This is a genomic window from Planococcus sp. ISL-110 (genome assembly GCF_018613575.1).
GTDB lineage: Bacteria > Bacillota > Bacilli > Bacillales_A > Planococcaceae > Planococcus.
Map to the genome: position 1 here is coordinate 103,082 of NZ_JAGGPX010000015.1, position 12,505 is coordinate 115,586.

Genomic DNA, 12,505 nt, shown 5'->3' on the forward strand with positions numbered 1-12,505 from the left:
CAAAAAGGCTCCTGTAAAGGGAGCCTTTTTGCTTTGGGGTTTATTTGTCCGGCGTGTAGCTGGCGATGAGTACGCCTGCGTCCGTCGAACGGATTTCCTTGAGATTGAACATTTTCTGGTCGGCATTTTCCTTGAACAGCCGCTTGCCCTCTCCTAAAACAAGCGGAAATGTCATCAGGTGCAGTTCGTCGATCAAATCATGCTTTAGCAAGGTTTCGATAAGTTCTGCACTGCCATAGACCAATAGCCGCTGTCCGGTTTTTTTCAGCTTGGCAACTTCCTGTGCTGCGTTGCTGGTGATCAGGCGTGCATTCCATTCTGTGCGCTTCAGGCTGGTGGAAACTACATACTTCGGCAGCTGGTTCATCCGCTCTGCAAATCCCTCGTCATCTTCTGCCGCCGGCCAAGCCGCTGCAAACCCTTCATACGTTACCCTTCCGAGCAGCAGCGCGTCACTGCCGAACAGCAGATCCAGCTGGAATTTGGCTATCTCATCGTCCCAATACGGCGCAGTCCAGGAAGGTTCCTCCATGACCCCATCAAGCGTCAAATACATCGCTACAACGATTTTTCCCATGATCATTCTCCTTTCATGTTAAGAGGGGCGATTCTAAGGAAATCGCTCCAGGCTGATGGTTTGAGTTGTTTCCGCAGAATGGCGCAAGGTATAGGATTAGGGAATATCATTATTTTAAATTATTATATCGGAATAATAGTCGTTAGAAAACGGCTCTCCTCACATATTATATTAAGGTAAATTCGAGCTCGATTAAAAATATCCTTTAATTTAAACAAAGTTGAAAATCTTTCAGTAGAAAGGGTATAGATAAAAGCGTAAATAAAAATTTTACAGTTATTATTCCTTATAATGTAAACTATAAATACCATAAAAAAGGGAGCGAGTAATTATGGAATGCAATAACTGCTCAGTTACGGCCATCAAATTTGAAATTAAGCTGGAAGGAGACAGGAATCTTTCGGCATTGCAGATAGTTATAGATCATTTAGATCGAAGAGGCATCGAGATCGTCAGGAAAGGGAGCAAGCTGCAGATGGATGAAAAAGGCGCCAGGGAGTTTCTGGACTTTTGCAGCAACGTGTTGGATGTGGAAAAAGTAAAGTTCCGCATCAATCAGGAAGCATGGCAGCCATTTGACGGGCTGGCTCGGGTTTTCGCAACCGAATGGATAGACGATGTTATCGAGAACGAACGGCTCACATGCCATTATCAGCCGATTGTGGAGGCGGATGAAACCGTTTTTGCCTATGAAATGTTGGCGCGTTTTCAAAACGAAGACGGTTCGATGATTTACCCGAATGAAATTTTCCCTGCAGCAAAAACCCGCGGACGATTGTATGCATTGGACCGGGTCTGCAGAATGACTGCTGTTAAATATGCGGCTGCGCTAAAAGGAGAAAAGGCATTCATCAACTTTATTCCCACTTCAATTTATTCGCCTGAATTTTGCCTGAGCTCGACAATTTCTTTGTCTGAACAATTAGGAGTGGATCCGAAATCGCTGGTATTTGAAGTGGTGGAAACGGAAAAAGTGGACGATCTCGATCATTTGAAAAAAATCCTGACTTATTATCGGGAAAAAGGATTCGATTACGCATTGGATGACGTGGGTGAGGGATACAGCACCATTGAGATGCTTGCGGATCTGAAGCCAAAGTATATGAAACTGGATATGCAATATGCCCAGAATGTAGCAACGGATACACAAAAGCAGAAAGTCGCCAAGAAATTCCTGGAGAAAGCTTTCGAAATCGGCTCTATTCCATTGGCAGAAGGCATTGAGACGCGTGAGGACTTTGACTGGCTGAAGCAGCGTGGATATCAATTATTCCAAGGATATTACTTTGGAAAACCGGCAGCAACGCCTTTATAGGGCCAGCAAATGGAAGCATAAAACGGAAGGCCAACAACCATCGTGGTTTGTTGGCCTTTTTCGAGGAGAATCCCGTATACTGAAGAAATGGGGATACTGCAACTGAAAGAGAGGAATACCATCGTATGGTATCTTTTATTTTGACCTTGAGACGGATTTCGGTAAAATTTTTACGATTCTTTACACAATCACCGGCATCGGTGTCATGTTGAGCTTGGTACTTCAGGTGTCGATGCAGATGCGCAATAAACAGAAACAGCCCGAGGTGAAAGATGCGGCAACAGACAAACGACATTAAAATAGAATAGATCAGATCCGTAGCAAGCGTCCAATCAATGCTTTCGGGCAAATAAAAACACAGTAATCTTCGCACTGAAGATTACTGTGTTTTTGTCTGTCATTTTTTCAACAGTAAATAAATAAAGTAAGGAGCTCCAATCAGCGCTGCCATAATGCCTGCCGGGATTCCGGCAGGCTCGAGCAGGTTCCGGCCGACGGTGTCTGCCAGCAGCAAAAGCCAGCCGCCGATCAGTAGGGCTAGCGGCAGGAACATCTGATGGCGCGGACCAACGATAGCTTTGGCAATATGTGGTGCCATTAGGCCGATAAATGCAATTCCGCCAGTAACGGAGACGGCGGCTGCAGCAAGAGCGACAGCGGCTAACAACAGGACAATCCGTTCTTTTTCGACAGAAACGCCGATGCCCACAGCGACAGGATCACTGAGGCCAAGGACGTTCATCCGATTGGCTTTATACATGCTGAACGGAATCAGTACCAGCAGCCAGGGAAGGATGGCTACAATAAACGGCCAGTCCGCTCCCCAAATGTTGCCAGCCAGCCAATTGGCGATAAAGTCGACTTTTTCCGGCTCTGCAGAAGAAATCAAAACGATCATGACTCCCGACAAAGCCATCGAAAAGCCGATGCCGACGAGCACCAGCCGGATTGGCTGCAAGCCGGTGTTGCGTGAGTAGGAAAATGCATAAATCAATGCAGCAGTTGCAAGAGCTCCGCCAAACGCCACGACGGGCAGCAAGTAGACAAAAGCTCCAGCTTCGACCGGAATGAATAAAAAGAAAACCGCAATGGCGACACCGGCACCAGAGTTGATGCCGATGATTCCCGGATCTGCGAGATCATTGCGCGTCACGCTCTGCAAAATGGCGCCTGACAAGGCCAGCGCCATACCGGCCAGCACGGTGATCAAAATGCGCGGAAGGCGGATGGAAAACAGGATAAACTCTTCTTTGAATGTACCCTGGCCGAGAATTGCCGGCATCAAGCGGTCGTAGGAGATAGGAGAATAACCCAGCCCCATACTGGCGATTGCCGTCAACAAGATCAGAGCCAGCAATAGGTAATACGAAATTCGTTGTTTTTTGCGTAAGCTTGGATGGATCATGCGAATGCTTTGCCTCCTTTACGGACTATGATCAGGAAGAAGGGCAAGCCAATGATCGCAATGATTGCGGCTACCGGTGTTTCGAATGGTGAATTGATGGTTCGGCCGATGAGGTCGGCGAGCAGCATGAAAATGGCTCCTGCAACTGCGGACATCGGAATGATGAAACGATAATCGGTTCCGACAATCGCCCGTACCACATGCGGAATCATCAGGCCGATAAAGGCCATATTGCCGGCAAGCGCAACGGCGGAACCGGCAAGAAGCGTGATGACGACAAAGAGAATTGCTTTAATCTGCGCCGTTTTTTGCCCTAAACCGATGGCGGCTTCTTCACTTAAGCTGAGGATGGTCAACTGACGCGACAGCAGCAAAGCAATCAGCAAAGACACGGCGATAAACGGAACAACCACTTGCAGCTGTCCCCAGGAAGTGCCGATCAAACCGCCGGCAGTCCATTGTGAAACGTTTTTTGAGATATTGAAATACAGGCCGATCCCTTCAGCAATTGCTGTCAGAAAGGCCGAAATGGCAGCTCCTGCAAGAACGATCCGAAAAGGTGAGAAACCGCCTTTTTTTGCAGCACCGATGCCGAACACCAAAGCCGCACCGGCCGCCGCTCCGATAAAGCAGGCAATCATGATGCCGAAATAATTGGCTGCAGGAATGAAGGCCAAAGTGAAAGCAAGCGCGGCGTTGGCACCGGCTGTCAAGCCAAGAAGACCTGGATCGGCCAGCGGGTTTCGGGTCATGCCCTGCATCATCGCGCCAGACACTGCAAGAGCGGAACCAACAAAGATGGCGGCGATTTCACGCGGCAGCCGGATTTCCCGAATGACCCCGATGCCATCACTGGAGCTGGTTGAAAATAATGCCAGTCCCACTTCTTTCAGGCTGATGTCCGCCGCCCCGAAAATCAGAGAGACGATGAGTGTCAGCACTAATGCAAGTAAGCTTAAGATAAATTTAATTGGAAAGGAAACTTTGGGGCTCATTGATCATCATCTTTTCCTGAGATTAAAAGAGGAATTCTAAAATCAGAATTCCTCTTTTTTAGTATAGAAGTCGAATGAAATTATTAGTTATATAAGTTGAACTACTTAATCGTACACAACAGATATTTCAAAAAACTGCTGGTAAGTGAGTGAAGAAATAGACACTTATCGCTAGTGAAGTAACTTTCTCAGCGCCGTCGTCCACGGGCGCTAGGCGAAGCAAGAAGACAGATGATTTTTCCGGCTTCTTGCGAGAGCCATGCCCAAAGCGTTTTACAAAATGATGATTCTACAGCACTATCATTCACCTAAAAAGTTTTCGATAAAGAATTCCAATTGGTATTCCAGTGTGATCGGATCGTTAAAGTAAAACTCTTTGGCGTTGGCTTCAAAGATTTGGCCGTTTTGAGCGGCAGGTGTGTTTTGGTACAGGTCAGTTTCCTGGAATGAGTTGTCTTGCGTGCTGTCTTTGCTGAAGATGACGTAATCACCCATGTATTCCGGCAATACTTCCTGAGAAAGCATATAATAACCGTCTGCTAAAGCCATTTCTTCCACTTTTACAGGCATTTTTAATTTCATCTCCTGGTAAAGGATTTCCGTTCCGCGTCCCCAGTTGTCTCCAAATACATAGATTTGCTTGTCGAAGTTTTCAATAACGGAAACGGTTGTGTCTTCGCCAATTTCAGCGCGGATGTCGTCCCCGGCTTGCTGTGCGCGTTGCTGGAAGTCCGTGATCCAGGTTTGGGCTTGTTCTTCTTTGTTCAGCACTTTTCCGATTTCCAGATGCTGATCCAAATAGCTCAAGTTGCCGTAAGTGAATGTGACCGTTGGTGCGATTTCGCTCAATTTATCGATGTTGTTGATGGTTGAGCCGCCAAGGATCAAGTCAGGCTCTAATTCGATGATCTTCTCAAGGTCTGTGTCTGCTACTTCTTCCACATCTGCCAGCGCTTCTTCAAAACGCGGATTGTTTTTTGACCAAGAATCGACTCCCACTAAAGGAACGTCCAAGGACATAACGTCACCGGTGTAAGAAGATAGTACGATTACACGTTGTGGATCTGCAGGAACTTCAACCGGGCCGCTTTCAGATTCATATGTAATGGTATCGGAAGTTTGGTCAGCAGTGGCGCTTTCAGTTTCCTCCGTAGTTGATTCGGAATTGCAGGCGCCAAGGATCAGCAGCAAAGTAAATAAAAATAGGGGCAAGAATAATTTTTTCATGTCGGTTAGACTCCTTTGATTAAGTTGTATGTTGTGCACATCGGTTTTTGTGTTCGTGGATCCAGCCCGATTTCGGCATCGATTCGGAATACTTCTTTTAATACGGGCTGGGTAATGACTTCGTGGCAATTGCCGGATTTGACGATTTGCCCGTCTTTCATGGCGATGATGTGATCGGCAAAACGCGCCGCCTGGTTCAGGTCGTGAAGCACCATGATGATGGTCCGTTCCTGTTCCCGGTTGAGTTGCTGCAGCAGCTCCAAAATTTCCAGTTGGTGGGCCATGTCCAGGTAAGTGGTCGGCTCATCTAGGAAAATCATTTCGGTTTCCTGTGCCAATGCCATCGCAATCCAGACACGTTGGCGCTGGCCGCCGGATAAAGCATCAACCGGATGGTATTTGAAAAATTGCGTGCCGGTGACGTCGAGTGCCCAATTGATGATCTCGTAATCCCTTTTGGACAGTCGCCCAAAACCCTTCTGATAAGGAAAACGGCCGTAGGAAACCAGCTCGCCGACCGTTAACCCTGCGGCACTGTCCGGGGTTTGAGGAAGAATGGCCATTTTCTTTGCCAGGGACTTCGTGTTTTCCAGTGCAATATTGCTGCCATCCAATACCACTGTTCCGGATTGATGCGAAATCACCCGAGTAATCGCTTTTAACAGCGTTGATTTGCCGCAGCCATTGGAGCCGATGATTGTTGTGATTTTCTTGTCTGGAATTTGGACGGTCAAATCTTTGACAATCAACCGGTCTCCATAACCGATATTCAGCTCCTCGGTGAATAAGCGCACCATCCCAAAAACCTCCTTTTCTAAATTTATATTCTTTTTCGTTGATAATGATTCTCATTTTCAGTACAATCAATACTATAAGACTAATTTTTAGCGTTGTCAATACGAAATATAAAAGGATAGGGTGAATATAGATGGTGGAAAAAGAGCTTTTTGATGTAACGATTATAGGTGGGGGGCCTGCGGGGCTATATTCAGCTTTTTACAGCGGGCTGCGGGAAATGAAAACGAAGATTATCGAATTTCAGCCGCAATTGGGCGGCAAGCTTCATGTCTACCCCGAGAAAATGATTTGGGACGTGGGAGGACAGCCACCAATCCAGGGAGCCAAACTTATCGACCAATTAGTTGCACAAGGGCTGACATTTCAACCGGAAGTCGTATTAGACGAAAAAGTAGAATCCATAGCGAAAAACGAAGAAGGTATTTTTGAATTGATCGGTTCTTCGGGCCAAGTACACTTGTCGAAAACGGTCATCGTCGCAGTGGGTGGTGGTATCCTGAATCCTCAAAAACTGAAGATTGAAGGAGCCGAACGCTTTGAAGTATCCAATCTGAATTACACGGTCAAATCACTGGGTCGCTTTAAAGGCAAGACGGTCCTCATTTCGGGAGGCGGAAATTCTGCAATCGACTGGGCCAATGAGCTGGAGCCAATCGCCAAAAAAGTATACGTCACCTACCGCAAGCCGGAACTTGCAGGACATGAAGCACAAGTGACACAGCTCATGAACGGATCAGCCATTTGCTGCCTGCATACAAATATTACGCGCCTGATCGCTTCAGATGGTCGGGATGCCATTGAATTTGTCGAACTGACCCATCAGGAAACAAATGAAAAGCAAGTGTTGCCGATCGACGAAATGATCATCAATCACGGTTACGAACGCGACATCAGTTTGCTTGGCAATAGCCCCTTGAACATTGAAATTGCAGATGATTATTACATCACCGGCACGCCGAGCAGCGAATCTTCAGTAGCTGGCCTTTTTGCAGCGGGGGACATCCTGCAGCATGAAGGGAAATTGAATTTGATTGCCGGAACCTTCCATGACGCGGCAAATGCAGTCAATAAAGCCAAGCATTATATTCAGCCGGACGCGAACAAAATCGCGATGGTGTCTTCTCATAATGAAGTATTCAAAAAGCGCAATAAAGAATTGGTCAAGCAATTACTGGTGTAAGACAAGACTTCTCCAAATTGTTTCAGTTAGTCCAAACAGAGGTATAGAAGGCTGTTAAGAAAATTCGGAGGAGGAATTGGCAATGGAATTAAAAGATTATGGAGCAGAATCGTTTGTGGTGAATATCGAAGAGGCGACCAAGCAAAATGACACATTCCGTACCGCTTTGTGGACAGGAAAAAACCTGCAGGTAACCGTGATGAGCATTAGAGTGGGGGATGACATCGGCCTGGAAGTCCATGAAGAAGGTGATCAATTTCTGCGGATTGAGTCTGGAAAAGGATTTGTCCAAATGGGCGACAGTGAGGACAACCTTACATTCGAAGAAAACGCCGAAGATGACTATGCCATCATGATTCCAGCAGGAAAATGGCATAACGTCACAAATACGGGCGATAACCCTTTAAAAATCTATTCAATCTACGCGCCGCCTGAACATCCACACGGCACGGTCCATAAAACCAAAGCAATTGCTGACAAAGCAGAAGAAGAGGAAGAATAAAAAAAACGGCCCAAGTGGCCGTTTTTTTTATATTAGTGAAATAATCAGATTTAACAACAAGCACTTTCTTGGTGAGATTGTGCAAATCAGCTAAATTGCTCCAACTCTTTTATGATTACAGGGGAAAATCATAAGCTTGCTTTGAATTTACTAATTTTTTTAGCGCCGGCGCGTCCAGGGGCTAGGCGAAGCAAGAAGACAGGCGTTCTTTGCCTGGCTTCTTGCGGGAGGCATGCCCAGAGCGGCCGAAGCGTTGGCGAAAAGCTAGTTTCTTTAGTTCAACTTATATAGTTTACTTTGACACCAACTGTTTGCAACGCACTTAAAAGCAAACTTCTTTTATTTATAAGCCAAAGCCGCCGCGTCCGCGCGCTCTTTTTTGCCGTGCATCCCATAATACAGAACCGCAGTAGCCAGAACCGCAAAGCCAAGTATCCCATACAGCGAACTATAACCGATCAGCGGAATCACAAAGCCTAGCAGATACGGGCCAAAGCCAAGCCCTGCATCCATCGAAATGAAAAACGTCGAGGTTGCAAGCCCCATCCGATGAGGCGGCGTCAGTTTGACTGCGACAGCTTGTGCCGTTGACTGCATGTTGCCGAAGCCAAAGCCGATCAACGCACCGGCTACCAGCAAGCCTGTACTGCTGCTCGACAAGCTCAACAAGAACAATCCTGCTGCAAAAACAGCGAAGGCTGGATACATGATAAAGTTTGCACCTTTCAAATCCATCAGCCGACCGGTAAATGGCCGTGAAACCAATATTGCCAATGCATAGACCAGGAAGAAATAGCTGGCTGCTTCCACCAAATTCTCTTCCATGGCGTAAAAGTTGATGAAAGACAGGACACTGGAATAACAAAGGGCAACTGCCAAACTAACGAGTGCAATTGGGACGGCCTTCGTTTCGATATAATCGGAAATTTTAAACCCTTTCGTTTCGTCAGTGGAGGGCGGGGCATCAATTGGTGGTACATAAAGAAATAAAGACACGATTAAGCTGATTGTGCCTAGAGCTAAGCACAATGCGAAAATCATTTCATAGCTGCTGTACTGGCTCATCATCAACCCGATAAACGGCCCAAAAGCGGTCGCCAATGTCGCGCTGAGACTGAAATAGCCGATTCCTTCGCCTTTGCGTCTCATTGGAATGATCTGGGCAACGATGGTTCCGGCTGCTGTGCTTGCCATCCCTAAGGTCATGCCGTGCAAAAAGCGGTTGAGCAGCAGAAAAGACAGCCCGAAGTTCAGGAAATAGAAGAACGTGGTCAGCGTAAACAAAGCGAGACCGATGATTAAGGTCCGTTTACGGCCGATTTTGTCAATGGTACGGCCAATGATCAGCCTTCCAGCTAAAGCACCCAGGATGAAAATCCCGGTAACCAGTCCGGCTTCGCTCGTTGAGGCGTTATATTCTTCGACGGCGTATACAGCGATGGTGACCATCAAGAGATAGAAAATGAGGACTAAGAAAAAGTTCACCAAGGCAGTGACGATAAAGTCTTTTGTCCATAAAGCAGGTTTTGAAGTGTTCAATAAAAATTCTCCTTGCTGAGTAATATAATTCATAAGACAGTAAATAGACAGGCACAAAAGAAACAGACAGCCAAAACCAGGCTATCTGTCTGTATTCATCAGTTTGAAGTTTTGGCTTCAATAAGGGCGGCGATTTTGGTGATCACCAGTTCACTGCCAAGCATTGGCGATTCTTTTTTTGGTTCACTGCTGTCCGCATTCGCTTCAGGGCGTTTATGGGCTTCTTTAAAGGTATCACTGGTTTTCCAGGCCTCAAAGTTCTCCAGAGTCTCCCAATACATATTAACGTTCAATTCATCATACTCGGTCAAGTCTTGTGTAATCGTCACTTCGACTTTGATGAATCCTTCCATTTCCTGCAATGCACCTGGGCGGGCGAAGTTAGGAGCCATTTTTTCTGCGAATCCCGGTTTCATTTTAATACGGTTGGTTACGATATACATCAAGAATCTCTCCTTTTTCGTTCAAATTTGTGGTTCTCACTGTTATTAACTTTATCACATTCTGCAATTTGATGTGTGTTCTGCAGGCATCGCTTATCTTTTTCTGTCCAAGTATCTCTCAGTAAATTATTCTTGTGAAAATATCGGAAATGAGGTTGGCTGGATGACGCCTCAAAGAAAAGCCTTGAGCTGGGTAGGAAGCAGCAGTTCTTATATCAGTCAGCCCGATATCCAATAAGTTGAGCATGTGATGCTTGGGCGAATTGGTCATTGCACAAGTTAAGAAATGCCAGAACACAATCGCTTCTCTACTGTCGTGTAAGGTCAGTGTTGGTTTTTTTGTCGGCGACTGTTTATTATATAGTTTTTACCCCGAATTAGCGGCTTTTGGCCAATTGCTAGAGCCGGTAAGCTATGCCAACAATCAATAACTTTCGCTCTTCGCCAGATGTACAGTACAATTATACAGCGAGCAGTTCCACTGGCTTTCGGTGTTTTTTAAAATCGTGATGGAGGTATTGTCCATGGAGGTTTCCTTGAATTTTTCAGGCAGCAGTTTTTGCAGTGTGAGACCAATTAAAGCCCCGTGGCTGACAAGCAGCACACGCTGGCCATTGAAATTTTCCAGGATGTCCTCGAGGCAGGATAGTCCTCTTTCAGTTGCCACATCCAGGTTTTCCATCGCCAAATCGAGCTTGCGCCAATCGGTTCCCCATTTTTCAAGGCGCTCTCTTTCTGTTGTGCCTTCGATCTTGCCGCCGCTTCTTTCGCGCAGCCGCGTGTCAAAATGGCTGACCGGCAATTGTAGCTTTTGGCCAATGATTTCAGCGGTCTCTTTTGCGCGGGACAAATCACTGGAGATGATCAGATCCCAATTTTCTTCAGTGGCAAGGCGGTTTGCAAGCGACTGGGCCTGCTGCCTTCCTGTTCTGTTCAACGGGACATCCGAAGATCCCTGGGCGATGCCCTTTATGTTCCAATCCGTTATGCCATGACGTACCAAACCAATTGTTGTCAATAGAGCCATCTCCTTTGCTGTACTATCAGAATAACTGAAATGGGATTTATAGAAAAGAGGCAGCCTACCTGGCAGCCTCTTTTCTCGGGTTATGCAGTTTTTCTTTTCTTTTCGTTTTTATCAATCACTGTGGTCCCGACCAGGTCGCCGGTAACATTCAGTGCGGTACAGCCCATACCGACCAATGCATCAATGGAAACCAGCAATGCGACGGCTTCCATCGGCAAGCCAAGTTGGACAAATACAGTGGCAATCATGACAATTCCGGCACCCGGAACGCCAGCAGTTCCGATGGATGCCAAAGTTCCGACCAGCACCACCATCAGCATTTCGGAAAGACTTAAAGGATTGCCTACAAGGTTTGCTGCGAAAACGGCTGAAACAGCAATGCGGATGGCAGCCCCGTCCATATTGATGGTCGCACCGAGCGGCAGGCTGAATCCGTATAGGCTTTTCGAAAGCCCCAGATTCTTAGCGGCATCCAAAGTCAGTGGCAAAGTTCCTGAACTGCTCTGGGTGACAAATGCAGTCAACATAGGTGTACGCGCTTGCTTGAAAAATTGTCCGGGCTTTACTTTGAAAAGCAGCAAAATCAATGTGTAAAGCGCAACCTGGACAATCAGGGCCACGTATAATACCAGCACCATTTCACCGAGTGACAAAAGTGTATCGAAGCCCTGGCTCCCGACAGTTTCGGCCATGATGGCAAAAATCCCGATTGGCACATATTGCAGAACGGCTTTCAGTACAACCAGAGTCACTTCGTTCAGCGCATTTACAGTTTTATATAGATGGTCGCCCAAGCTTTCCAATTCACTGGAATGGCGCATATAGGACAGCGCGATGCCAAAAGCAAGGGCGGTGAAGATGATGCCGAGCAGATTAAGCTCGGTAAAAGCAGTGAAAATATTGGAAGGAACGATGTTCAGCAGGACGCTGATTACCCCGGGATTATCCGGAACGTCGAAGGTTTCATTGCCCTGTAGCTGCATGCCGGTTCCTGGCTGAAAAAAACTGGCTACGGCCAAACCGACAACAATGGCAAATGCAGAACTGAGGGCGTAGTAGATGAAAACCTTGCCACCCATTCTGCCGAGATCCCCGATGGAAGATTGGTTAATGCCGACCATCATGGTAAAAAGTATCAGCGGGATGATCAGAAAGGTCAACAAGTTCAGCAGCAAGTCGCCCAGCGGAGCCAGAACAGCTGCCTGCTCTCCGAAAACTAACCCAACAGCAACGCCAAGTATAAGTGCAATGGTAATTTTAAAAATCAATGAAGCATTCAAGTATCGTCTCCATAAGGCTTTCATAGTCACTCTCCTTTTCTGAAAAAAGTAATCCTGATAAATTCTATCGGAATTAACATTACTAACTTATAACAGACAGTGCAGAGCTGTCAAAATGTCTGCTTGGACTGTGAGAAGGCAGGAAAAGAATTGCCTTTTCAAGGATTGACTGGTTGGCAGCAATAAAATAACCCCCATGCAGCATTGAAAGTTGCTG

11 protein-coding genes and 1 pseudogene are annotated in these 12,505 nt (G+C 46.6%); 3 read left to right on the plus strand and 9 right to left on the minus strand.

The window, feature by feature from the left end; genetic code table 11:
• Positions 1-40 precede the first annotated feature (40 nt).
• Positions 41-577: a dihydrofolate reductase family protein gene (locus J7I83_RS10555; protein ID WP_215100660.1), complete on the minus strand. Its 537-nt coding sequence runs from the start codon at positions 575-577 to the stop codon at positions 41-43.
• Positions 578-908: 331 nt separating this feature from the next.
• Between J7I83_RS10555 and J7I83_RS10560 the strand changes: the two genes are divergently transcribed.
• Positions 909-1,892 (plus strand): EAL domain-containing protein, encoded by a 984-nt coding sequence (locus J7I83_RS10560; protein ID WP_215100661.1) that lies wholly within the window; start codon positions 909-911, stop codon positions 1,890-1,892.
• 397 nt (positions 1,893-2,289) lie between these two features.
• On the opposite strand, the gene J7I83_RS10565 is transcribed toward J7I83_RS10560, so the two are convergent.
• The 4 genes from J7I83_RS10565 to J7I83_RS10580 form a co-directional block, all read right to left on the minus strand.
• Positions 2,290-3,297 (minus strand): FecCD family ABC transporter permease, encoded by a 1,008-nt coding sequence (locus J7I83_RS10565; RefSeq protein ID WP_215100662.1) that lies wholly within the window; start codon positions 3,295-3,297, stop codon positions 2,290-2,292.
• On the minus strand, positions 3,294-4,292 hold the full coding sequence (locus J7I83_RS10570; protein WP_215100663.1) for a FecCD family ABC transporter permease: 999 nt from the start codon (positions 4,290-4,292) through the stop codon (positions 3,294-3,296). Before J7I83_RS10570 ends, J7I83_RS10565 begins: the two co-directional genes overlap by 4 nt.
• A 300-nt stretch (positions 4,293-4,592) precedes the next feature.
• Positions 4,593-5,519 (minus strand): iron-hydroxamate ABC transporter substrate-binding protein, encoded by a 927-nt coding sequence (locus J7I83_RS10575; RefSeq protein WP_215100664.1) that lies wholly within the window; start codon positions 5,517-5,519, stop codon positions 4,593-4,595.
• A 5-nt stretch (positions 5,520-5,524) separates the two neighbouring features.
• Positions 5,525-6,316, minus strand: coding sequence for an ABC transporter ATP-binding protein (locus tag J7I83_RS10580; protein ID WP_215100665.1), 792 nt, complete (start codon positions 6,314-6,316; stop codon positions 5,525-5,527).
• A 131-nt stretch (positions 6,317-6,447) separates the two neighbouring features.
• On the opposite strand from J7I83_RS10580, the gene J7I83_RS10585 reads away from it, so the two are divergent.
• Both J7I83_RS10585 and J7I83_RS10590 read left to right on the plus strand, forming a co-directional pair.
• Complete coding sequence (locus tag J7I83_RS10585) at positions 6,448-7,497, plus strand: NAD(P)/FAD-dependent oxidoreductase (protein ID WP_215100666.1); 1,050 nt, start codon at positions 6,448-6,450, stop codon at positions 7,495-7,497.
• A gap of 79 nt (positions 7,498-7,576) precedes the next feature.
• Positions 7,577-7,999 (plus strand): annotated as a pseudogene (locus J7I83_RS10590) (cupin domain-containing protein); the annotation flags it as partial.
• Positions 8,000-8,338: 339 nt separating this feature from the next.
• Here the strand turns inward: J7I83_RS10590 and J7I83_RS10595 are convergent.
• The 4 genes from J7I83_RS10595 to J7I83_RS10610 all read right to left on the minus strand — a co-directional run bounded on the left by J7I83_RS10595 (position 8,339) and on the right by J7I83_RS10610 (position 12,312).
• Complete coding sequence (locus J7I83_RS10595; RefSeq protein ID WP_215100668.1) at positions 8,339-9,538, minus strand: MFS transporter; 1,200 nt, start codon at positions 9,536-9,538, stop codon at positions 8,339-8,341.
• Positions 9,539-9,636: 98 nt separating this feature from the next.
• Complete coding sequence (locus tag J7I83_RS10600) at positions 9,637-9,981, minus strand: heme oxygenase (RefSeq protein ID WP_215100669.1); 345 nt, start codon at positions 9,979-9,981, stop codon at positions 9,637-9,639.
• Positions 9,982-10,405: 424 nt separating this feature from the next.
• Complete coding sequence (locus tag J7I83_RS10605) at positions 10,406-10,999, minus strand: histidine phosphatase family protein (RefSeq protein WP_215100670.1); 594 nt, start codon at positions 10,997-10,999, stop codon at positions 10,406-10,408.
• A gap of 89 nt (positions 11,000-11,088) precedes the next feature.
• Positions 11,089-12,312 carry a dicarboxylate/amino acid:cation symporter gene (locus tag J7I83_RS10610; RefSeq protein ID WP_215100671.1) on the minus strand — a complete coding sequence of 408 codons (1,224 nt, stop codon included), beginning with the start codon at positions 12,310-12,312 and terminating at the stop codon, positions 11,089-11,091.
• Between the last annotated feature and the right edge of the window lie 193 nt (positions 12,313-12,505).

Excerpts from the sequence above, each read along its gene's own strand:
- J7I83_RS10555 (WP_215100660.1), bottom strand. The coding sequence starts at position 577 with ATGGGAAAAATCGTTGTAGCGATGTATTTGACGCTTGATGGGGTCATG.
- J7I83_RS10560 (WP_215100661.1), top strand. The coding sequence starts at position 909 with ATGGAATGCAATAACTGCTCAGTTACGGCCATCAAATTTGAAATTAAG.
- J7I83_RS10565 (WP_215100662.1), bottom strand. The coding sequence starts at position 3,297 with ATGATCCATCCAAGCTTACGCAAAAAACAACGAATTTCGTATTACCTA.
- J7I83_RS10570 (WP_215100663.1), bottom strand. The coding sequence starts at position 4,292 with ATGAGCCCCAAAGTTTCCTTTCCAATTAAATTTATCTTAAGCTTACTT.
- J7I83_RS10575 (WP_215100664.1), bottom strand. The coding sequence starts at position 5,519 with ATGAAAAAATTATTCTTGCCCCTATTTTTATTTACTTTGCTGCTGATC.
- J7I83_RS10580 (WP_215100665.1), bottom strand. The coding sequence starts at position 6,316 with ATGGTGCGCTTATTCACCGAGGAGCTGAATATCGGTTATGGAGACCGG.
- J7I83_RS10585 (WP_215100666.1), top strand. The coding sequence starts at position 6,448 with ATGGTGGAAAAAGAGCTTTTTGATGTAACGATTATAGGTGGGGGGCCT.
- J7I83_RS10600 (WP_215100669.1), bottom strand. The coding sequence starts at position 9,981 with ATGTATATCGTAACCAACCGTATTAAAATGAAACCGGGATTCGCAGAA.
- J7I83_RS10610 (WP_215100671.1), bottom strand. The coding sequence starts at position 12,312 with ATGAAAGCCTTATGGAGACGATACTTGAATGCTTCATTGATTTTTAAA.